Origin of the sequence: Mycobacterium sp. SMC-4 (assembly GCF_050205565.1) — a bacterium.
Lineage (GTDB): Bacteria > Actinomycetota > Actinomycetes > Mycobacteriales > Mycobacteriaceae > Mycobacterium.
The window spans coordinates 906,386-926,987 of the sequence record NZ_JBNMQU010000001.1 but is presented as its reverse complement, the minus strand read 5'-3'; the positions used below and the strand labels follow the sequence as shown (position 1 = coordinate 926,987).

24 protein-coding genes are annotated in these 20,602 nt (G+C 69.4%); 7 read left to right on the top strand and 17 right to left on the bottom strand.

Going from position 1 to position 20,602, the window contains the following annotated elements; all coding sequences use genetic code 11:
- Positions 1 to 20: 20 nt before the first annotated feature.
- Positions 21 to 779 carry an isocitrate lyase/PEP mutase family protein gene (locus tag ACQI46_RS04500; protein ID WP_427092714.1) on the top strand — a complete coding sequence of 253 codons (759 nt, stop codon included), beginning with the start codon at positions 21 to 23 and terminating at the stop codon, positions 777 to 779.
- Between the two features lie 10 nt (positions 780 to 789).
- Here the strand turns inward: ACQI46_RS04500 and ACQI46_RS04495 are convergent, their stop codons facing one another.
- Complete coding sequence (locus tag ACQI46_RS04495; protein WP_427092713.1) at positions 790 to 1,221, bottom strand: hypothetical protein; 432 nt, start codon at positions 1,219 to 1,221, stop codon at positions 790 to 792.
- Between the two features lie 127 nt (positions 1,222 to 1,348).
- Positions 1,349 to 1,501 (bottom strand): hypothetical protein, encoded by a 153-nt coding sequence (locus tag ACQI46_RS04490; RefSeq protein WP_427092815.1) that lies wholly within the window; start codon positions 1,499 to 1,501, stop codon positions 1,349 to 1,351.
- A 193-nt stretch (positions 1,502 to 1,694) separates the two neighbouring features.
- On the opposite strand from ACQI46_RS04490, the gene ACQI46_RS04485 reads away from it, so the two are divergent.
- Positions 1,695 to 3,113, top strand: coding sequence for a DHA2 family efflux MFS transporter permease subunit (locus tag ACQI46_RS04485; RefSeq protein ID WP_427092712.1), 1,419 nt, complete (start codon positions 1,695 to 1,697; stop codon positions 3,111 to 3,113).
- 71 nt (positions 3,114 to 3,184) lie between these two features.
- Here ACQI46_RS04485 and ACQI46_RS04480 read toward each other — a convergent pair whose 3' ends face one another.
- A complete protein-coding gene (locus tag ACQI46_RS04480; protein ID WP_427092711.1) occupies positions 3,185 to 3,616 on the bottom strand; it encodes an Hsp20/alpha crystallin family protein in 432 nt (143 codons plus the stop codon).
- Positions 3,617 to 3,958: 342 nt separating this feature from the next.
- Between ACQI46_RS04480 and nirB the strand changes: the two genes are divergently transcribed.
- The 3 genes from nirB (at position 3,959) to fdxA (ending at position 7,344) form a co-directional block, all read left to right on the top strand.
- Positions 3,959 to 6,520 (top strand): nitrite reductase large subunit NirB, encoded by a 2,562-nt coding sequence (nirB, locus tag ACQI46_RS04475; protein ID WP_427092710.1) that lies wholly within the window; start codon positions 3,959 to 3,961, stop codon positions 6,518 to 6,520.
- Positions 6,517 to 6,864 carry a nitrite reductase small subunit NirD gene (gene nirD / locus ACQI46_RS04470; RefSeq protein WP_427092709.1) on the top strand — a complete coding sequence of 116 codons (348 nt, stop codon included), beginning with the start codon at positions 6,517 to 6,519 and terminating at the stop codon, positions 6,862 to 6,864. Before nirB ends, nirD begins: the two co-directional genes overlap by 4 nt.
- Positions 6,865 to 6,990: 126 nt before the next feature.
- Positions 6,991 to 7,344, top strand: coding sequence for a ferredoxin (gene fdxA, locus ACQI46_RS04465; protein ID WP_427092708.1), 354 nt, complete (start codon positions 6,991 to 6,993; stop codon positions 7,342 to 7,344).
- On the opposite strand, the gene ACQI46_RS04460 is transcribed toward fdxA, so the two are convergent.
- From ACQI46_RS04460 to ACQI46_RS04405, 12 genes are all read right to left on the bottom strand, one after another.
- Positions 7,324 to 8,019: a sirohydrochlorin chelatase gene (locus ACQI46_RS04460; protein WP_427092707.1), complete on the bottom strand. Its 696-nt coding sequence runs from the start codon at positions 8,017 to 8,019 to the stop codon at positions 7,324 to 7,326. The genes fdxA and ACQI46_RS04460 overlap by 21 nt on opposite strands.
- Positions 8,016 to 9,158, bottom strand: a complete 1,143-nt coding sequence (locus tag ACQI46_RS04455) for a uroporphyrinogen-III synthase (RefSeq protein ID WP_427092706.1) — start codon at positions 9,156 to 9,158, stop codon at positions 8,016 to 8,018. The genes ACQI46_RS04460 and ACQI46_RS04455 overlap by 4 nt, the downstream gene beginning before the upstream one ends.
- A 117-nt stretch (positions 9,159 to 9,275) precedes the next feature.
- Positions 9,276 to 9,818 carry a GNAT family N-acetyltransferase gene (locus tag ACQI46_RS04450; protein ID WP_427092705.1) on the bottom strand — a complete coding sequence of 181 codons (543 nt, stop codon included), beginning with the start codon at positions 9,816 to 9,818 and terminating at the stop codon, positions 9,276 to 9,278.
- Between the two features lie 26 nt (positions 9,819 to 9,844).
- On the bottom strand, positions 9,845 to 10,747 hold the full coding sequence (locus ACQI46_RS04445; protein ID WP_427092704.1) for a biotin-dependent carboxyltransferase family protein: 903 nt from the start codon (positions 10,745 to 10,747) through the stop codon (positions 9,845 to 9,847).
- Positions 10,744 to 11,397 carry a 5-oxoprolinase subunit B family protein gene (locus tag ACQI46_RS04440; RefSeq protein WP_427092703.1) on the bottom strand — a complete coding sequence of 218 codons (654 nt, stop codon included), beginning with the start codon at positions 11,395 to 11,397 and terminating at the stop codon, positions 10,744 to 10,746. Before ACQI46_RS04440 ends, ACQI46_RS04445 begins: the two co-directional genes overlap by 4 nt.
- Before the next feature lie 58 nt (positions 11,398 to 11,455).
- On the bottom strand, positions 11,456 to 12,142 hold the full coding sequence (locus ACQI46_RS04435) for a queuosine precursor transporter (RefSeq protein WP_427092702.1): 687 nt from the start codon (positions 12,140 to 12,142) through the stop codon (positions 11,456 to 11,458).
- Positions 12,143 to 12,154: 12 nt separating this feature from the next.
- A complete protein-coding gene (locus ACQI46_RS04430; protein WP_427092701.1) occupies positions 12,155 to 13,279 on the bottom strand; it encodes a YeiH family protein in 1,125 nt (374 codons plus the stop codon).
- A complete protein-coding gene (locus ACQI46_RS04425) occupies positions 13,276 to 13,401 on the bottom strand; it encodes a hypothetical protein (protein ID WP_427092700.1) in 126 nt (41 codons plus the stop codon). The genes ACQI46_RS04430 and ACQI46_RS04425 overlap by 4 nt, the downstream gene beginning before the upstream one ends.
- 75 nt (positions 13,402 to 13,476) lie before the next feature.
- Positions 13,477 to 14,040, bottom strand: coding sequence for a hypothetical protein (locus ACQI46_RS04420; RefSeq protein WP_427092699.1), 564 nt, complete (start codon positions 14,038 to 14,040; stop codon positions 13,477 to 13,479).
- The gene (locus tag ACQI46_RS04415; RefSeq protein ID WP_427092698.1) at positions 14,040 to 14,684 is read right to left on the bottom strand and encodes a TetR family transcriptional regulator; all 645 of its coding nucleotides are present in this window, start codon (positions 14,682 to 14,684) and stop codon (positions 14,040 to 14,042) included. Before ACQI46_RS04415 ends, ACQI46_RS04420 begins: the two co-directional genes overlap by 1 nt.
- 73 nt (positions 14,685 to 14,757) lie before the next feature.
- Positions 14,758 to 15,366, bottom strand: a complete 609-nt coding sequence (locus tag ACQI46_RS04410; RefSeq protein ID WP_427092697.1) for a LysE/ArgO family amino acid transporter — start codon at positions 15,364 to 15,366, stop codon at positions 14,758 to 14,760.
- Positions 15,367 to 15,420: 54 nt separating this feature from the next.
- Complete coding sequence (locus tag ACQI46_RS04405; protein WP_427092696.1) at positions 15,421 to 16,350, bottom strand: NAD(P)/FAD-dependent oxidoreductase; 930 nt, start codon at positions 16,348 to 16,350, stop codon at positions 15,421 to 15,423.
- Between the two features lie 83 nt (positions 16,351 to 16,433).
- Between ACQI46_RS04405 and ACQI46_RS04400 the strand changes: the two genes are divergently transcribed.
- Together ACQI46_RS04400 and ACQI46_RS04395 are read left to right on the top strand one after the other, a co-directional pair.
- Positions 16,434 to 17,237, top strand: coding sequence for an alpha/beta fold hydrolase (locus ACQI46_RS04400; protein WP_427092695.1), 804 nt, complete (start codon positions 16,434 to 16,436; stop codon positions 17,235 to 17,237).
- Complete coding sequence (locus tag ACQI46_RS04395; RefSeq protein WP_427092694.1) at positions 17,234 to 18,382, top strand: SpoIIE family protein phosphatase; 1,149 nt, start codon at positions 17,234 to 17,236, stop codon at positions 18,380 to 18,382. The genes ACQI46_RS04400 and ACQI46_RS04395 overlap by 4 nt, the downstream gene beginning before the upstream one ends.
- Here the strand turns inward: ACQI46_RS04395 and ACQI46_RS04390 are convergent.
- Positions 18,285 to 19,523 carry a flavin-containing monooxygenase gene (locus tag ACQI46_RS04390; RefSeq protein WP_427092693.1) on the bottom strand — a complete coding sequence of 413 codons (1,239 nt, stop codon included), beginning with the start codon at positions 19,521 to 19,523 and terminating at the stop codon, positions 18,285 to 18,287. The two genes, ACQI46_RS04395 and ACQI46_RS04390, sit on opposite strands and share 98 nt — an antisense overlap.
- Positions 19,520 to 20,596 (bottom strand): NAD-dependent epimerase/dehydratase family protein, encoded by a 1,077-nt coding sequence (locus tag ACQI46_RS04385; RefSeq protein ID WP_427092692.1) that lies wholly within the window; start codon positions 20,594 to 20,596, stop codon positions 19,520 to 19,522. The genes ACQI46_RS04390 and ACQI46_RS04385 overlap by 4 nt, the downstream gene beginning before the upstream one ends.
- Positions 20,597 to 20,602 lie beyond the last annotated feature (6 nt).

Genomic DNA, 20,602 nt, shown 5'->3' with positions numbered 1-20,602 from the left:
CTTTGACGAGCGGAGAAGAGATGGCCGACGAGGCGCTTGCACGGCGAGCCGAGCAGTTGCTGCAACTACATCAGCCCGGGAATCCGGTGGTTCTGCCGACGGTGTGGGACGCGTGGTCGGCGACGCTGGCTGTCGACGCCGGCTTCGCCGCGCTGACGGTGGGCAGCCACCCGGTGGCCGACTCGATCGGCAAACCGGACAACGAGGGAATGACGTTCGCCGATCTCACCACTCGCGTCGCGCAGATCACCGCAGCGGTCGACGTGCCGGTCTCGGTGGATATCGAGTCCGGCTACGGCGAAGCCCCGACCCGGCTGATCGAGGGACTGCTGGAGGTGGGCGCGGTCGGGCTCAACATCGAGGACACGGTGCACAGCGAAGGCGGTCGCCTGCGGTCGGTCGGTGAGCACGCCGAGCTCGTCGGCGCGCTGCGTGCCGCGGCGGACGCTGCCGGTGTACACGTGGTGGTCAACGCGCGCACAGATCTGTTCCTGCGCAAGGACGGCGACGACGGTGACCGGGTCGAGCGGGCGATCGCGCGGCTGCGGCAGGCTGCCGAGGCCGGCGCGGACGTGCTGTACCCGGTGGGGCGTCACGATCCGGACACGTTGCGGCGGCTGACGTCTGAGCTGCCGCTGCCGGTCAACGCCATCGGGGTGCCGCAGTCCGACGATCCCGCGTCGTTCGGCCCGCTGGGGGTGGCGCGGATCAGCTTCGGGCCGTTCTGGCAGGCCGCGCTGGCTGAGCGTGCGAGGGAGATTCTGGCGCGCTGGCGTTAGCGGTCGTCGGTCAGAAGAATTGACCGACGATGAAACCGCTGAACAGCACCGCGAAACCGCCGATCTCGCCGATGATCAAGGCCGCCATCGCGATCCGCAGCGTGGTGTCGACGTGCTCGAACTGGTTGGTGGTGTCGCGTCGGGCACCGTGCAGGACGTAGGTGGCGACGGCGATCACGAAGAATGCGACCACGACTGCGGCCGCGGTCAGGTTCACCCAGGTGGGCCACACGCTCAGCTCGACGAACACCGCCAACAGCAGAGTGGCAAAGGAGTACAGCAGCGCTGCGCGGTGCGCGATGTCGACATAGGGGTGCGCCAGATGCGTGGGGCTGGTTGCCATCTGCTGGTACTTCCAGATGCCCAGCACCAGGGCCCACAGGAAGATTGCCCCCGCCGCCAAGACGGTGAGAGCGGTGTCGAGCTGCAGTGGTACGTCCATGTTCCGCACACCCTAACCGGCTGTAGGTGGTGTCAAGGCCGTGGGTATGCGTGGGTCGGCATCCGGGATGGTCCGGGGCGGGGCGAACCGGGAACGGGTGCAGTCGATCGAAAATCCGTGGTGCGACTCAGCGCGCCGAGCTGCCGAATTCGTATCGCTGCGCCATGACGATCAGCTCATCGCGGACCGTCGAATCGGGCAGTGCGTTTATCCGGCGATAGAGACGGCGCCGATTGCTGGCACGCTTCCGATCCCGGCGGAATTGCGCGAAGGACATCACGGTTCACTCCTCTGGGTCCCCGGATCGCGGGAACCACTCAAGCTCTGCGGTTGACGACAGCGGGGATCGCCCGCCGTGTGTACCAACGCCGCAGCCCAGGGGGTGTTCCGCCGAAGGCGGGAATATCCGTGTGACGCTGCCTACAGGTGGGACGCGCCTATTCTGTTAGCTCTACGAACAAACAGGGAGATCCATGACCACCGAGGCGACGGAGCCCTCGACGCGCGAGCGCCTGCCATCCAGCGCCAACGTCATCATCGCCATACTCGTCGGGTCGGCGTTCGTCATGATCCTCAACGAGACGATCATGAGCGTCGCGCTGCCCGCCTTGATCGTCGATCTGGACATCACGGCCGGCACGGCTCAGTGGCTGACCAGTGGGTTCCTCCTGACCATGGCCGTCGTGATCCCGATGTGCGGGTCGCTGCTGCAGCGGTTCCCAGTGCGAGGCGTCTATCTCACGTCGATGGCGTTGTTCTGCGCGGGCACTTTCATATCGGCGGTGGCTCCGGGCTTCGCGGTCCTGTTGGCCGGCCGGATCGTGCAGGCGTGCGGCACCGCGGTCATGGTTCCGCTGTTGATGACGACGGTGTTGACCCTGATCCCGCCCGAGCGGCGCGGCCAGACGATGGGAACGATCTCGATCGTCATCGCGGTGGCTCCGGCGATCGGCCCGACGCTTTCCGGCTTCATCCTTGGCGCACTGAGCTGGCGGTGGATGTTCTGGATCGTGCTGCCGATCGCGGCGCTCGCGCTGGCGGCCGGCGCCGCACGGCTGCGGGTGGTCGAGGAACGGCAGCGGCCGACGCCGATCGATCCCGTGTCCATCCCGCTTTCCGCCGTCGGCTTCGCCGGTCTGGTGTTCGGTCTCTCGCTCATCGGTGAATCCGGGAACGGACATCAGGGTGTGCCCGCCTGGGTGCCGATCGTCGTCGGCGCAACGGCGTTGGTGATCTTCGGGATTCGGCAGGTGCGGCTGCAGCGGCGCGACCGGGCGTTTCTGGATCTGCGCCCCTTTGCCTACCAACGCTTCTCACTATCGCTGGCGCTGGTGATCCTCGGATTCATGGCGCTGTTCGGCGCGATCATCATGCTGCCGCTCTACGTCCAGGATGTGTTGGGAGGAAGTGCGTTGGCCGCAGGCCTGGTGAGCCTGCCCGGCGGCATCCTGATGGGAGCGGCCGGCCCACTGGTCGGGCGCATCTACGACCGGCTGGGCGCGCGGCTGCTCGTCATCCCGGGCTCGCTCATGCTCTGCGCGTCGCTGTGGGGATACACGACGCTGTCGGCGACGTCGTCGATGTGGGTGATCATCGGCTTGCAGACGGTCATGATGGTGGGCCTGTCGATGATGTTCACCCCGCTGATGACCGACGCGTTGGGGGTGCTGCCCGAATCGCTCTACACGCACGGCAGCGCGATCTTGACGACGCTGCAACAGGTCGCCGGTGCCGCCGGCACGGCGTTGTTCATCACCGTCATGACCAAAGCGTCGCTGTCGGGCGGAGCGCCCGACCTACCCGGTGTGCGTGCTGCTTTCACCGTCGCCGCGGTGCTCGGCGTGATCGTCGTCATCGTGGGGTTCTTCACGGGACGCCGGCCGGCAGGTTAGACCGATCACACAGTGCCAATCGACCGGTGGGAACGTCGATTCCCACCGGTCGGTAGCCGCTCAGGACGTGCTTACTTGGCTTCGATCGCTATCCGCTGCGCCTGCGCGTTGCGGTGCGCGCCGGCCACTCGGACGGTCAGCACCCCGGCGTCGTAGGTCGCCGATACCGCGTCACCGGTGACGTGGGCCGGCAGCGCGAAGGATCGCCGGAAGGATCCATAACGGACCTCGCTGACGCGTCGCCCGTCTTTTTCTTCCGATCGTTCGTCGCGGCGCTCGCCGCGGATCACCAGGCGGCCGTTGTCGACCTCGACGGTGACGTCCTTCTCGACGTCGACGCCGGGCAGGTCCGCGCGGATGACCGCGTCCTCACCGTCGGCGGTCACCTCGACGGCCGGTGTGATCCCGGCGCTCCACTCGTGCGCGGTCGCGGGTCCGAAGAAGTCCCGGACCCATCGGTCGGCGGTCCAGGCCGGCCGGTTCCACAGGGCAACGTTGCTCATGTCCACTCCTCTTGAGATCGTGACCGGTGCCGTCACCGGTACATCTGACCGATAGAACTTGAGTCAACCACGCTCATGTTCCCGGAGCTGGGTTCGCTGTCGGCGAACGCTCGGAGCGGGACGGCAGAGCGTGCTCGCCGGTCGCTCGCCGAGTGTGCGGTGGCGGCGGCGATCGGGCCGGTTTCCCGCCCTGAGCGCACGCTCGATGGGACGGGTCGCCCTGAATGCACGGTCGCTGTCGGCGAACGCTCACAGACCGGCGCCGGCAAACGTGAGCAGACCGTGATGGGCGCTTCACACGAGGCGACACAGCGGCAATATCGGCTTCCTAACGTGGCCGCCATGGCGTCAACATCGAAAGTCGTGGTCATCGGCCACGGCATGGTCGGACACCGGTTTGTCGAGGCACTGCGCTCCCGCGACACCGAAGGCAAGTGGCGCGTCACCGTTCTGGCGGAAGAACTGGACGCCGCCTACGACCGCGTCGGACTCACCGGCTACACCGAACACTGGGAAAGGCCCCGACTGGCACTGCCCGGCAACGACTACCTCGGCGATGAGCTGGTCGACGTCCGGCTGGGCAGTCGCGTCACTGCCATCGACCGCGCGAACAAGACCGTCACCACCGCCGACGGCGCCACCTTCGACTACGACGCGCTCGTGTTGGCCACCGGTTCGTTCGCGTTCGTCCCGCCGGTGCCGGGCCGCGACCTGCCGTCGTGCCACGTCTACCGCACCCTCGACGATCTCGACGCCATCTACGCCGACGCGCAGCGCACCCTCGCAGGAAACCGCGCGCCGGTCGGCGTCGTGATCGGCGGTGGCCTGCTCGGTCTGGAAGCCGCAAACGCGCTGCGCGGCTTCGGCTTGCAGGCGCACGTGGTGGAGCGGTCATCGCGGCTGATGTCCCAGCAGCTCGACGAAGCCGGTGGCGCGCTGCTGTGCCGGATGATCAGCGACCTCGGGATCACCGTGCACACCGACGTCGGCACCGAGTCGATCGCACCGGCCCAACGCAACCGGCCGCTGCGCCGCTCCGCCGACGACGACTCCGTGCGGGTGATGCTGAGTGACGGCACGTTCGTCGACGCCGGCGTGGTGGTGTTCGCCGCCGGCGTGCGCCCGCGTGACGAGCTGGGCCGCGAGGCCGGCCTGGAGATCGCCGAGCGTGGTGGAGTGCTGACCGACCTATCCTGCGCCACGAGTGATCCCGACATCTACGCCATCGGTGAGGTGGCCGCGATCGAGGGCCGCTGCTACGGGCTGGTGGGTCCCGGTTACACCAGCGCGGAGGTCGTGGCCGATCGGCTGCTCGGCGGGGCCGCCGAGTTTCCCGAGGCCGACATGTCCACCAAGCTCAAACTTCTCGGCGTCGACGTCGCGAGCTTCGGCGACGCGATGGGCACCACACCGGACTGCCTGTCGGTCGTCGTCAACGACGCGGTCAACCAGACGTACGCCAAACTGGTGCTCTCCGACGATGCGAAAACCCTGCTGGGCGGCATCCTGGTCGGCGACGCGTCGGCGTACGGCATCCTGCGCCCGATGGTCGGCGAACCGCTGCCGGGTGACCCGCTGGGGCTCATCTCGCCGTCCGGAACCGAAGGCGGGGCAACAGGTCTGGGCGTCGGCGCGCTGCCGGACGCCGCGCAGATCTGCTCGTGCAACAACGTCACCAAAGGTGATCTGACCGCAGCCATCGGGTCGGGCTGCTGCGACGTCGCCGACCTGAAGAAGTGCACGTTGGCCGGCACCTCGTGCGGCTCCTGCGTGCCGCTGCTCAAGCAGATCCTCGAAGCCGAAGGTGTCGAGCAGTCCAAGGCGCTGTGCGAGCACTTCTCCCATTCGCGCGCCGAGCTGTTCGAGATCGTCACCGCCACCGACATCCGCACCTTCTCCGGACTGATCGAGCGTTTCGGCACCGGAAAAGGTTGCGACATCTGCAAACCCGTGGTCGCCTCGATCCTGGCATCGACCAGCTCCGACCACATCCTCGACGGTGAGCAGGCGTCGCTGCAGGACTCCAACGACCACTTCCTGGCCAACATCCAGCGCAACGGCAGCTACTCGGTCGTCCCGCGGGTCCCCGGCGGCGACATCACCCCGGAACACCTGATCCTGATCGGCGAAATCGCCCGCGACTTCGGGCTGTACACGAAGATCACCGGCGGGCAGCGCATCGACATGTTCGGCGCCCGCGTCGAGCAACTACCCGAGATCTGGCGGCGCCTGGTCGAGGGCGGCATGGAATCCGGTCAGGCCTATGGTAAGTCGCTGCGCACCGTCAAGAGTTGCGTCGGCAGCGACTGGTGCCGCTACGGCCAACAGGATTCGGTGCAGATGGCGATCAACCTGGAGCTGCGCTACCGGGGCCTGCGGGCGCCGCACAAGATCAAGATGGGGGTGTCCGGGTGCGCCCGCGAGTGCGCCGAGGCGCGTGGCAAGGACGTCGGCGTCATCGCCACCGAAACCGGCTGGAACCTCTACGTCGGCGGCAACGGCGGGATGACCCCGAAGCACGCCCAGCTGCTCGCCGGCGACCTCGACGACGAGACGCTGATCCGCTACATCGACCGGTTCCTGATGTTCTACATCCGCACCGCGGATCGCTTGCAGCGCACCGCGCCATGGGTCGAGCAGGTCGGACTGGATCACCTGCGCGAGGTCGTGTGCGAGGACTCGCTGGGGCTGGCCGCGGAGTTCGAGGCAGCCGTCGAGCGTCACGTCGAGGGCTACGCCTGTGAATGGAAGGGCGTGCTGGAGGACCCCGACAAGCTCGCGCGGTTCGTGTCCTTCGTCAACGCCCCTGACGTGCCGGACCCGACCATCGAATTCGTCGAACAGCACGGGCGCAAGGTCCCGGCCCCCGTTTCCATCGGCATGCCGAAGGTGGTGCAGAGATGACAGTTCTCAACGACGTGACGGTGTGGACCACCGCCTGCCGTTACGACTTCCTGATTCCCAACCGCGGCGTGGCCGTGCTGCTCCCCGACGGCGCACAGGCCGCACTGTTCCGCCTCGACGACGGCAGCGTCCACGCCGTCGGCAACATCGACCCCTTCTGCGGAGCCGCGGTGATGTCGCGCGGCATCGTGGGGGACCGGGGCGGACGCGTGACGGTGCAAACGCCGATCAAGAAGCAGGCGTTCGCGCTCGACGACGGCAGCTGCCTCGACGATCCCGATCACTCACTGCCCGTCTTCGCGACCCGGGTCACCGCCGACGGCGACGTCCAGATCGGCTCCTGACCCGCCGAAATTGCATTCCACGCGCGTCAACTGGCGATATCGTCGCGCAGGATGCAATCTCGGCGTGATCGAAGAAGGGACTTTCGGCCCCTGCCGATCGCGCGTCGGCTTCCTAACCTCGAAGCCATGACGTACGTGATCGGCAGCGCGTGTGTGGACATCGTGGACAAGTCCTGCGTGCAGGAGTGCCCGGCGGACTGCATCTACGAAGGCGATCGGGCGATGTACATCAACCCGAACGAGTGCGTCGACTGCGGCGCCTGCCGCATCGCGTGCCGCGTGGACGCCATCTACTACGAATCCGACCTACCCGATGAGGAAGCCGCGTTCTTGGGGGACAACGCCGCGTTCTTCACGATGGTCCTGCCTGGCCGCGACGCCCCACTCGGTGACCCGGGCGGTGCGGCCAGGCTGGGCCGGGTCGGCGCGGACACCCCGTTGGTGGCCGCATTGCCGGCCTCAACGACTCCGCACCCCTGACCGGTCCGCCACTCGGGCGCGCAGGAACCGGCTGACGATCAACCGCGTCACGCCGGGGTGCGTGCCCAGCGGGTCGGTCACCAGATCGGCACCGCTGGCACGTAACCGGTCCTGGAACAAGCCCTCCGAGAGCAGGTAGGACGCGACGACGACGCGCCTACCGGACCGTCGCGCCGCGGCCACCGCGTCGGCGACGCGCGGCTCGCCGGTGGCCGCGAACGCCAACTCCACACGCGACCCGGTCATCGCGGATAACCAGGTCGCGGTGGTGTGCAGATCGCGCATCGCTGCCGGGTCGGATGTCCCGGCGGCCGCCAGGATCACGAAATCTTCGGGGTGCCAACCGGATTCGATGAGCCGATCGAGCAGTGCCCGCACCAGCTGTGGATCGGGGCCCAGTGCTGGGGTGACGGTGACGTCGGGGTGGTCGCTGTCCCGGACGTGGCCCGGAATGTCGACGCTGACGTGGTAGCCGCGCGCCAGGAACGCCGGCACCAGCACGGCCGGCTCGGCGTGCTGGGCGCCGAGCACCTCGGCCGGCGTCGGCCCCAGCACGTCGACGAACGCGACATGCACAGCGCGGTCCAGGTGCGCGGACACCTCGGCGGCGATGTCGGCGATCAGCGACACCCCGCGCTGCTTGCGGGTGCCGTGCGCGACCAGGACACAGCTCACGACGCACACGCCTCGTCGACGGGCAGCCGGTAGCCGCGTTTGACCACGGTGGCCACCATCTTCTTGTCGCCCAACGCATTCCGCAGCCGCAGCACGGCGGTCTCGACGGCGTGGGTGTCGGTGCCGGTGCCGGGCAGGGCGCGCAACAGATCGACGCGCGAAACCACCGCGCCGGGCCGGTGCGCCAGCGCCCGCATGGTGGCCATCGCGGCGGGCGACATCGGCCGTACCGCCCCGTCCACCAGCACGCAGGTGCCACGGATCTCGAGCAGATGCCCGGCCACCCGGATGGTCCGTGACTGCAGCAGGGGCAGCTCGTCGGTGATGTGACGGGCCAACGCGCCCAGGCGCATTCGCTCCGGCGATGAGGTCGGCACCCCGAGCCGCACCAGCGGACGCGCAGTGACCGGACCCACGCACATCGCGTGCACGCTGGTGCGCAGCGCCGACAGCACCGGCGTCTCGAGCCCCATCTCGGTGGCCCGCAGCAACACCGACGCGACTGCCGGCGCGGAGGTGAAGCTCACCGCATCGAATCGCTCCTCGGCGATACCGGCGACCAGCTGGTCGAACTCGCCGTTGCGGGGTGCGGGATGCCAGCGGTACACCCGGATGGGGACGACTTGCGCCCCGGCGGCGCGCAATTCGTCGAGGAACTCGGGAAACGGATCCCACTCGGCGGTCGCGCCGTGCAGCTGCACCGCGATCCGCGTCCCGGCGATGCCGCCCTCCAACAGGTAGTGCAGCACCTCGCGCGAGGACTCCGATTCCGGGGACCATTCCTCGGGCAGACCGGCCGCCCGCAGCGCACCGGTGGCCTTCGGGCCGCGCGAGACGATGCGCGCCCGAGCCAGCGCCGCGGTCAACTCATTGGCCATGCCCCACCCGTCGGCGGCGGCCATCCATCCGCGCAGTCCGATGCCGGTCGTGGCGATGACGATGTCCGGCGGGTCGGCGATCAGCGCGTGGGTGTGCTGGCGCAGTTCGTCGTCATCGGGCAGCGGCACCATCTCGATCGCCGCGGCGCTGGTCACGGTCGCGCCGCGACGGCGCAGCAGCGCTGCCAACTCGTCGGCCCGCCGCGCCGACGTCACCGCGACTCGAAATCCGGTGAGCGGCGCCCACTCCGGCTCACTCATGCCCACCTGTTTATGCAGCGCGTGTTTCGGCCTGATTAACCAGCGATTGCCCGACCGTATCGTCGCCGCTCAGGCAGTGAATTTCCGCTCACTGACACACGTCGGGATCTGTGAGGCTCACCAGACGTCGCCGTTGCGCCAGTCGCACGCCACCGGTCCGGCGGGATCGAGCACCACCCCGTCGGGCAGCGCGCAGGGCAGCACGTACAGCGCGCCGTCGTCGTCCGGGGTACGGACCGGACCGTCCGGGCCGAGCACCGAGGTGGGTCCGGTCCACGGCGTCCACCCGCGCCCCTGGTAGACGGGCTTGCCCAGCTCGGTCGTGCTGAGCGCGCCCAGGTGGTAGGCACCGCGCAGCACCTGCTCGACGCCGTCCATCAGCACGGTAGCCAGGCCCTGGCCGCGGTGGTCCTCGCGGACAGCGAGTCCTTCCACGTAGCCGCACCGCAATGCGACGTCACCGACGTAGAGGCGGCGCTGCACGACGGCGGCGTGGCCGATCAGTGCGCCGTGGCGGAAGATGAGCGCGTGCATGCCCCCCAGCGCGTGCTCCCAGTCCGACTCCAGGAACTCGCCGCCGAACGCCTCGACGACCATCTGTCGGGCACCGTCGAAGGTCTCGGCGTCCAGATCGGACGTATGGACCAGGCGTGCACGCACACCTCAAGGTTCTACCAGCGCGGTCCTCAGCGGTCCACAGCGTCGAACGGCTGCCGGGGCCGGGACCAGTGCAGCCGGATCGTCTGGCCGGGCCGGGCCTGCGCGATCTTGTCGACGTCGTCGTCGGTGACCACTCCGATGACCGGGTAGCCGCCGGTGACAGGATGGTCGGGCCCGAGGATCACCGGAAATCCGTTGGGCGGGACCTGGATCGCGCCGCGCGTGACGCCCTCGCTGGGCAGCTGGCGGTCCGCCCACCGATACTCCAGCGGCATCCCGACCAGGCGCACACCGACGCGGTCGCTGCGGTCGGTGACCTGCCAGTTGGTGCGCACCAGGATGTCCGGGTCGGCGAACCAGTCATCGCGTGGTCCGGGCACCACGTCGACCTCCAGGACGTCGTCGGAGATCGCGGCGACCGGCGCCTGATCGATCTCGGGGAAGTCGTCGCTGGGTGTCCCGACCGGCAGCACGTCGCCGCGGCGCAGCGGAGCCGGCCCGATCGCCGACAGCACGTCGTAACTGCGGGACCCGAGAACCGGTGCGACGTCGAAGCCGCCCCGCACCGCCAGGTAGGACCGCAGACCGGTGCGCGGCGTACCCAGCGAGATCACCTGACCGTCGTGCGCATGGTGAATGCTGTTGGTGCCGAACGGTTTTCCGTCCACGGACGGGTCGGTGTCGGCGCCGGTGACCGCGATCGCGACCCCTTCCCTGCCTGCGCCGTGCACCCGCGCGGCGAAACCGCCGAGGGTCACTTCGACGGTGGCGCGGTCGTCGGGGTTGGCGACCAGCCGGTTGGCCAGTGCGTGCGAGCGTCGGTCGGCCGCGCCGGAGCGCGTGACCCCGAGGTGCGACAGCCCCGGCCGGCCGAGGTCCTCGACGAGCGCCAACGGACCGGTCCGCAGAACCTCCAGCGTGACCGTCATGAGACTCCTGTCGCGTCCGTTGCCCGGAACTGCACCCACAACCCCGGTGTCAACAGAGCGGGCTGCTCGCGCTCGACGTCCCACAGCACGGCGGTGGTGTGGCCGATCAGTTGCCAGCCACCGGGCGATTCGCGCGGATACACACCGCTGAACTGCCCGGCCAGCCCGACGGCGCCGACGGGCACCTTGGTGCGAGGTTCGGCCTTGCGGGGCACGACCAGACGGTCGTCGCCGCCGACCAGGTAGGCGAACCCGGGCGCGAAGCCGCTGAAGCCGACGCGCCAGGGCCGCGCGGTGTGGGCGGCGACGACCTCGTCGCGCGTCAGGCCGGTCAGTTCGGCGACGTCGTCGAGATCTTCTCCGTCGTAACAGACGTCGATGACGACGTCGGCGTTTCCGTCGGGCGGTGCGGCCGCCGCCTCGACCGCGCCGCGGCCCGGGGTCACGCGGGCCAGCCGCTGCCGCGTCGGCGCCACATCCTGGGGCCCGTCGAGCTTGACGAGAATGGTCTGGGCCGCCGGCACGATGTCGATCACCCCGGGCAGCTGGGCCGCGCGGAGTGTTTCGTGGAAGGCCAACACCTCTGCGATATCGGAGAATTCGAGGAGCAGCCCGTGATCGCCGTAGTCGCGGATGGCGGTGGGTCGCATTTTCTTACGTTACCCAGGGACTGCGCCGGGAATGCATCCTGCGTGCGGAAGCCCGGAATCAGGCGGCGCCGGAGTAGCTGGGCTCGCGGCGCTTGATGACGGCGATCACCCGGTAGGTCAGCGGCAGCACCACGATCTCGATGGCGGTCTTGTACAGCCAGCCCAGCGCTGCGTAGGTGACGAAGTCCTCGATGCTGGTGATTCCGATCGCACCCGCGGCGATGGCACAGAACACCAGCGTGTCACCGAGCTGACCGACGAAGGTCGACCCGATCAGGCGCGCCCACAGATGCTTCTCCTTGGTGCGTTGCTTGATCCGCACCACCGTCCACGCGTTGAGGGTCTGGCCGACCAGGAACCCGGCCAGTCCGGCCACGATCAGCTGCGTATAGGCGCCGACGACGTTCTCGAAGTGCTCCTGGTTGACGTAGAAGTCCGCGGCGGGCAGGTACACGGTGACCCAGAAGGCCAGGGCAGCAAGGGCGTTCATGGCGAAGCCGGTGAGGATGGCGCGCCGAGCGGCCCGGAACCCGTAGACCTCGCTGAGCACGTCGCCGATCACGTAGGTCAGCGGGAACACCAGGAACCCGCCGTCGGTGATGATCGGACCGAACGCCACGCCCTTGGTCGCCGTGACGTTGGAGATGATCACCAGCGCGGTGAACACCGCGACCAGCACCGGGTAGTAGGCCGACCCGACGCGCGCGAACGCGATGCGGTCGTCGGTGGCGGTCGTGTCGGTCACGCGCCCATTAGATCAGGACGCGGCGCTGACCTCGAAGTTGCCGAACAGCAGCAGCGCCAGGCCCAGGGCGACGACGATGTTGACCACCGTGGCCGAGGCGAACACCGCGATCGGGCGCCACCCGGCTTCCCGCAGTCCTTTCAGCGAGAACTCCAGGCCGATCGCGACGAACGCGAAGATCAGGAACCAGGTGCGCAGGTCGTTGACCGTCGTGATGGCCGCCTTGTCCCCGCCCCACTGCAGGAACAGCGTCCCGATGACCGACGCGGCGATGAACCCGAGCACGAACTTGGGGAAGCGCTCCCAGAACTGCCCCACCGTGGGCCGCGCGGCCGCGTTGCGTTCCACCTTCAGAGCGAAGTAGGCGGTCAGGGCGATCGCCACGATGCCGATCAGCGCGTTCTGGGTGGTCTTGACGATCGTGGCGATCTGCAGCGCGTCCTCGCCGGCGATCGCGCCCGACGCGGCGACCGCCGCCGTGGTGTCGATGTTGCCGCCGATCCAGGCGCCGGCCACCGCGTCGGAGAGACCGAACACCCCGGCCAGCCACGGCAGCAGGAAGATCGACGGCAACGCGAACACGATCACCAGCGATGCGGCGTAGGCGAGTTGTTCGCGTCGGGCCTGCACCGCGCCGGCGGCCGCGATGGCCGCGCTGACCCCGCAGATCGACACGGCCGAGGCCAGTAGCGCCCGCAGCTTGTCCTCGATGCCGAACCGGCCGCCCAGCCACCAGGTGAATCCGAACACGATGGTGATCAGCAGCAGCGCCTGCACGATCGCCGGCCCGGCCGCGGTCACCAGCACCTTGAGGTTGATCGACGCGCCGAGCAGCACCAGGCCGGTCTTGATGAAGAACTCTGTCCGGAATCCGCCGGACAGCGCGTCGCGCAGCGCGAGCTTGGACAGCACCAGGTTGCCGAGCAACCCCAGCGCGATGGCGTAGACGGGGAATTCGATGGACTTGGCGACGCGCGCGAACCCGGTGCCGTCGGCCCATCGGGGCACCTGGGTTTCCAGGTACCGGGTCAACGCGCCCAGCAGGAGCACGACGACGACACCGGCGACGGCGTAGCCGATGCCTTTCGAGCCCCCGGACCGCGCCGGTGCGTCCGTGTCGGCGGTCTGCTCGGTCACGGGATCACGCCCCCGGGGATGGCGCCGACGAGCACCAGCGCGAGCAGGGTGAGTCCGACGACGACGGCCAGCCAGTCTTCGTTCAGGCGGCGCGGCGGCGTGACGTCTTGCTGATCAGCCATGGGACGCGACCGTACGGCCGGTCGCCTGCGTCGTCACCGATTGCGATCATCGAGAACGCAAACCGGCCGCGGCGACTACGGAATGGGAGCGGGCACCATCCCGGCGGGCGGCCAGATCGGCGGCGGAGCGGAGGCCGGGGCGGGCGGTGCGCCCGGCGGCGGGACGGGCACTGCGCCGGGCGGCAGGACGGGCGCGGCACCCGGCGGCGGGACGGGCGCAGCGCCTGGCGGCGGAGAACCGTAGGGGGTGGGCGGCACCCAGGTCGCCGGGTCCATGGTGCCGGGGCCCATGGATTGGAAGAACTCCGCGGAGTTGCGCATGTTCCACAGTTCCCGCAGGAAGTCGAGCTGACCGGTGTTCCCGAAATTCCCGTTGGGCACCGGCGGGATGTACGGCGCCCCGACCGGGGGCGGCGCGGGCGGCGGCACCTCACCGGGGGCCATCGCGGTGTAGGCGAACACCGGGGGCGCCTCGGGTGCGGGCGCGCCGGGCGCGGGCGGCAGGACAGGATCGACCGGTGGAGCCGGCTGCGCGCCGGCCTGAGCGGCGACGACGAGCGCGGCGCCGACCGCGACAGCGCCGGCCGCGGCGAACTGGGCGACGCGGACGGACGCCGGGATGCGAGGCGAAGTGGCCATCAGGCGAGGCTAGTGGTTTCCGGGTCGGCGCGCCGAGTTTCGTCGTCTTGACCGCAGGGCAGCGGCAGGCCGGCGTCGAGGAAATCCAGGCCTTCGAACAGCGTGACCGGTTCCATCGGGGTGTTGTGCAGCGCCGACATCAGCACTCCGGTCATGGCGCCGGCCGTGATCCGCAGGCGGGGGTCGGTCGCCGGCAAATCCAGCCGGCGGGCGAGCGCGTCGGTGATCAGTTCGATGACGTGGATGTATTCGTTGTAGAGCGCGCCGGCCGCCTCGGGCAACGTGTACAGCAGCCGCTGGCGGCCCATTTCCTCGATCCACTCGCGGCCGGCGATTCCGCTGAACACCTGCTCGAGGGCGTGGCGGTAGGCCGCGATCGGCGGGAGGTGGGCGGGGGCGTCGACGAACACGTCGATGATCGGATCCATCATGTGGTCCGGGATCAGCAGGGCGGCCTTGTTGGGGAAGTAACGGAAGAACGTCCGCGGAGACACGTCGGCCGCCTCGGCGATCTGTTCGACCGTGGTGTTCGGATAGCCGTTGCGTTCGAAGAGCCGGAAGGCCGCCGAGCGGACGGCTTCGCGCGTGCGCCGCTTCTTGCGCTCCCGCAGTCCCATTCCGTCGGGAACCGGTGCATCGGCCATGGCCAGTGATTCTTCCCCAGGAAGCCTGCCGACAACGCACTTATTGACGACGTCGACATTCCTTTTGCGTCGGTCAGTGCAGAATCAGCAAACCGGCCAGCGTCAACATCGTCACCGCGATGACGACGTCGAGCACGCGCCAGGTGGTCGGGGTGGCGAACAGGCCGCGCAGCTTGGTGGCGCCGAACCCCAGCCCGGAGAACCACACCGTGCTCGCGGCGGCGGCCCCGCCGCCGAACAGCCAGCGCTGTGCGCCGTGGTCGTTGGCCAGCGCTCCCAGCAGGATGACAGTGTCCAGGTAGACGTGTGGATTCAGCAACGTCAACGCCAGGCAGGTGGCGAGCACCCCGGTCAGCCGGGCAGGCGCGCTCTCGGCGGGAGTCAGAGTTCCCGGTCGCAGTGCACGCCGCGCGGCGACGACGGCGTAGACGGTCAGGAACGCGGCTCCGCCGTATTCGGCGACCGTGATGACACCCGGGTGAGTGGCGATCAGAGCGCCGAAGCCGGCGATCCCGGCAAAGATCAGCAACACGTCCGTCAGCGCGCAGATCGTGACGACCGCCACCACGTGCTCACCGCGGAGTCCCTGCCTGAGCACGAAGGCGTTCTGCGCACCGATCGCGGCGATCAACGCGATGGCGGTGGCGAACCCAGTGGCCACGGCGAGCAGTTCGGTCGGCACGCGTTCAGGTAAGCAGGTCGGCGCACCGAACAGAAACGAATATCGACCCCGGGCTTACGGCGGGTAGGGCAGCCCGAACTCGTCGGCCAGCAGGCTCTGCACGATGATCATCGCGGCCTGTGCACCGCCGGCCGCCGCCCCGGCGACGTACGGCTGTTCGGTGCACACGTCCCCGGCGGCGAACACCGTCGCGGTGCTGGTGCGGTGCAACGGGTCCACGCCGATCGTGTTGACCGACAACGGACCGGGCGTGCATGCCGCGCCGAGTTCGGTGGCCAGCTGCGACCGCTGCTCCAACGGAGCTTCGACCAGCAGCGCATCGCGGGCGAGGCGTTGCCCGTCGGTGAACACGATCTCGGCGAGTTTGCCATCGCAGCCGACCAGTTCTGCGACGCGGCGCTCGTCGACCGTGACTCCGGCATTGGCCATCAGCCGCTGCTGGTCACCGTCGAGACCGGCTGGCCCGTCGGTCAACAACACGACGTCGTCGGACCAACCGCGCAGCATCAGCGCGGCGTGCACTCCCTCCTCGCCGGCGGACATCGCGGCCAGTCGTGAATCGCGCACCTCCCAGCCGTGGCAGAACGGGCACTGGAACACCGAGGTGCCCCACAGTTCATCCAGGCCCGGCAGGTCGGGTGGGCAGTACTTCATCCCGGTCGCCAGCAGGATCCGGCGGCCGTACACCGTCTGCCCGTCGTCGAGTTCGAGCGCGTACCCGCCGTCGACGACTTCGCCGCGCACGGCGAGGTTCTGGCGAAACTCGACGCTGGGATAGGCGGCGAGCTCCCGTCGGCCCGCTTCGTACAGCTCGGCCGGCGACGTTCCGTCGTGGCCGAGCAGACCACCGATCCCGGCCGCGGCCCGGTTGCTCTGTTGCCCGGCGTCGAGCACCAGGGTGCGCCGTCGGGCCCGCCCCAGGACCAGGGCGCCACTGAGTCCGGCGGCACCTCCGCCGACGACGATGCACTCCCAGTCAGTCATCGCCCTTGCATTTCCCGTCTCGGATGCTCCAAACCCTCGCACTGTCCCCCCGAGCTTTCGAATCGGCCTGTATAAGGAAAGAGGTGGACGTGCGCGCACGCAACAACGTGCAGATTCTCGGCGCCACAGGCGGGCCTACTCTGCTGCTGGCGCACGGATTCGGCTGTGATCAGACACTGTGGCGGCGGGTCACCGGCCCCCTTTCGGACCGCTACCGGCTGGTCCTGTTCGACCACGTCGGCTCCGGCGGTGCGGACCCTCGCTCCTGGGACGCGGCGCGGTACGCCCGGCTCGACGCCTACGCCGAGGACATCCTCGATCTCGTCGACGGGCTGGAGCTGACCGACGTCGTCTTCGTCGGCCATTCGGTCGCCGGGGTGATGGGTGTGCTGGCTGCCAACCGTCGCCCCGACGCGTTCTCCAAGCTGGTGCTGGTCGCACCGTCGCCGTGCTACCTCGACGACGGGGAGTACCGGGGCGGGTTCAGCCGGGAGGAGATCGACGAGCTGCTGGAGTCCCTCGACACCAACTACCTGGGCTGGGCGCGGGCGATGGCGCCCACCGTCATGGGCGCTCCGGAGCAGCCGGAGCTCTCCGCCGAACTCGCCGAGAGTTTCTGCCGTACCGACCCGGCATGCGCGAAAGTCTTTGCGCGCGCGACCTTTCTGTCGGACAACCGTGCCGACCTGGCCACGGTGCGCGTGCCGACGCTCGTCGTCGAGTGCGCCGACGATGCAATCGCGCCGGCCGGGGTCGGCGCATTCGTCGCCGACCAGATCCCGGGTAGCGTTCTGCACACGCTCGACACCAGCGGGCACTGCCCGCATGTCAGCGAGCCCGAGGCGACGGTCGATCTGATCGTCGCGTTCGTCGACGGGTCACCGTGACCGGCGCCTACCCGCCCGGGCACGCCGAGGAGTTCTTCGACCGGGCGCCGTGCGGGCTGCTGAGTGCGACATCGGACCGCCGTATCGTCGCGGTCAACCGCACCCTGGCCGAGTGGTTGCGGTGCCGCCCCGAGGACCTGCTGGGCCGGTCGTTCACCGAATTGTTCAGCGCCGGCGGGCGCATCCACTACGAGACCCACTTCGCACCGCTACTGAAGATCAACGGGCGCGTCTCAGAGTTCGCCGTCGACCTGGTCGCGACGGACCGGTCCCGGTTCGCGGTGTTGATCAGCGCCAACCTGGATCTCACCGCCGGCTCCGCCCCGCTGATCCGGATGGCTCTGCACGATGCCCGCGGTCGGCACTCCTACGAGCGTGAACTGCTGGCCGAGCGGCGCCGCGCCGAAGAGCTGGCCGCGACCCTGCAACGGTCCCTGCTGCCGCCGTCGGTGTCGGCTCCGGCCGGGGTCGAGGCCGTTGCGCACTACCACGCCGCGTCCGACGACGTGACCGGCGACTTCTACGACGTCTACCCGCTGGCCGCGGACCTGTACGGCTTCTTCCTCGGCGACGTCGTCGGCAAAGGCGCGTCGGCGGCCATGCTGACGTCGCTGACGCGGTACACCCTGCGGGCGGCCGCGGTCGTCGACGACGACCCCGCGCTGGTGCTGCACACGTTGAACACGGTGCTGCTGCAGCAAGCCATCGACGAAGGGCTCGTGCTCACGACGGTGATCGTGGGGACGCTGCGGCTGACCGACAACGGGGTGGAGGTGCGGTTGGCCAGCGGCGGGCATCCCCCGGCGCTGCTGCTGCGGGTAGACGGGGAGGTCGTCGAGGTCGACACCCGGGGCGGGCAGGCCGTCGGCATCACCGCGGCGGCATCGTTCGTCGAAGCGCAGCTGGTGCTGCGGCCCGGCGACACCCTGTTGCTCTACACCGACGGGTTGACCGAGGCGCGCACCGGAGCGGGGACGGCCCGATTCGACGACGACGGCGGTCTGCTGCGTTTCGTCGCCGACCACGCTCCGTCGTCGGCCGACGACATCATCGCCGCGTTGGTGCGGTTGCTCGCCGATCTGGGGTCCCTCGTCGACGACGACGTGGCGTTGCTTGCGTTCGGGGTTCCGGCGCCGGCGCCGTGATCGAGGTCAGGTACGCGGCCATCTCCCGGGCCACCGGCCCGGCCTGGTGCCGCAATGCGCGCAGGGGTCCGATCAGCGGCTCGGCATAGCCCAGAAACCACAGACCCGCCGCGGCGCTGCGTGTTCCGTTGCTGACCGGCAGGCCGTGGCCGGTCAGCACACCGAGGTGGCCGACCACCGGTTCGAGTCCCCGTTGATAGCCGGTTGCGGCGATGACGACGTCGGGACGTACCTCGCTGCCGTCGGCGAGCAGGACGCGGGGGCCGTCGAAGCCGGTCACCGCCGCGACGATCTCGACGCGTCCGGTCTTGACCCGAGGTACCAGGCGGTCGCCGATGGTGGGAATGCGGTGCTCGCGCAGCAGCGCGCTGTAGAGGCCTCGGCCGGGGCGCGGCAGGCCGTACCCGCTCAGGTCGCCGAACCACAATCGCTGCATCAGGTCCGCCGCGCGGTCGAGGACCGGGACCGGCAGTCGGCGGAACACCGGGCTCAGCGCGTCGACGGGCAGGCCGGCGGCCGAGCGTGGCACCAGATGTGGCGGTGTGCGCACCGACATCGCGACGCGGCGCGCGACGCCGTCGCTGAGTTGCAGCGCGATCTCGGTGGCCGAGTTGCCCGACCCCACCACCAGCACGTCGCAGCCGGTGAACGCTTCGGCGTTTCGGTACTCCGCCGAGTGCAGCAGATCCCCGGTGAACCCGTCGCTGCCGTCCCACGGCGGCACCCAGGGAGTGTGGTAGTTACCTGTGGCAACCAATACCGCTGACGCGTAACAGGTTTCGGCGTCAGTCTCGAGGCGCCACCGCGCTCCGTCGCGCTCCAGGCGGGTGACGTTCACACCGAGTCGCAGCCGCAACCGCTGACGCCGGACGTAGTCGTCGAAGTACGCGATCATCTCGTCGCGGCCCGGCCATCGACCGTGCCGCACCGGGATCGGCTGTCCCGGCAGGTGCGACCAGAAACCACACGTGTTCAGCCGGAACCCGTCGTATCGGGTGCGCCAGGCCGACGCGGGGGCGTCGGCACGGTCCAGGATCAGCGCGTCGATGCCGTGCTGCCCGAGTTGACGGGCCACCGCCAGACCGGTCGGCCCGGCGCCGATGATCACGACGTCTTCGCCGGCCGCGGCGCTGTCCGTCACGGCAGGTGACGCGTGGTCAGCAGACCGTCGGTGAGGTCGCGGCGCAGCTGTTCGAGCAGGGAGCGACGGCGCAGCGGAGGGCTGTCGGTGTGCGCCTGCTGCGCGACACCGGTCAGCACATCGGACAGCGCTGCCACCGATGACCAGCTGGGATGCCAATCCAGTTCGGCGCGGGCACGCGCACAGTTCAGCAGCGGCACCGTGAACGCCATGTCGAGCCAGCCCCGGTCGATGGGCTGCAGACGGGTCCGCCAGCTGAGGTCCACCAGCGTGCCCAGTACACCGGACGGCACGTGAATCGCCTTGGCGTGCATCAGCTTCGCGACGTCGGCGCGGGTGATCGGCGGGTCGGCAGCGAGGTTGAACGCGCCGGTGGCCTTGCGTTCGATGGCGCTGGCGTAGGCGGCGGCGACGTCGTCGGCGTGGACCAGCGGGATGCACAGGTCGCGGTCCAGCGGCAGCACCGGCAGCAGTGGCACCGCGAGCATCGGCACGTAGCCGGGCAGCGCGTAGCGCATGAGTCCGCTGGCCGCGGCGCGTTGCACGATGAAGCCGGGTCGCATCCGGGTGATCGGCACACCGCTGTCGGCGTGCGCACTCTCGTAGTTGTCCAGAAGCGCCTCGGCGGCGGATTTGTGGCGGCTGTAGGGCGACGACGGGATACCCGAGGTGGGCCAGGACTCGTCGACGGGCGTGCAGTAGCTGCCGGCGGCGTAGGCGCCCACCGACGACATGTGCAGCAGATGACCGACCGAGGTGGCGTGCGCGGCCTCCAGGACCGCCGCGGTGCCGCCCACCCCGATCCGCTCCAGGTAGGCGATGTTGCGGGTCGGCTGGAAACCCCAGGCCAGGTGGACCACGGCGTCGGCGCCGTCGAACACCGGCCGGAGTTGGTCGGCGGCGTTGTCGGCGGCCAGGTCGATGCTGCGCCAGTGCACGTGCTCGTACACGCCGGTCGGCGGAGGCGGACGGCGCACCACGCCCACGACGTCGTGGACGCCGCGCTGCCGGGTCAGCCGGCGCAGCAGGGCGGTGCCGACATTGCCGGACGCGCCGGTGACGACGATGCGCATGGGTGG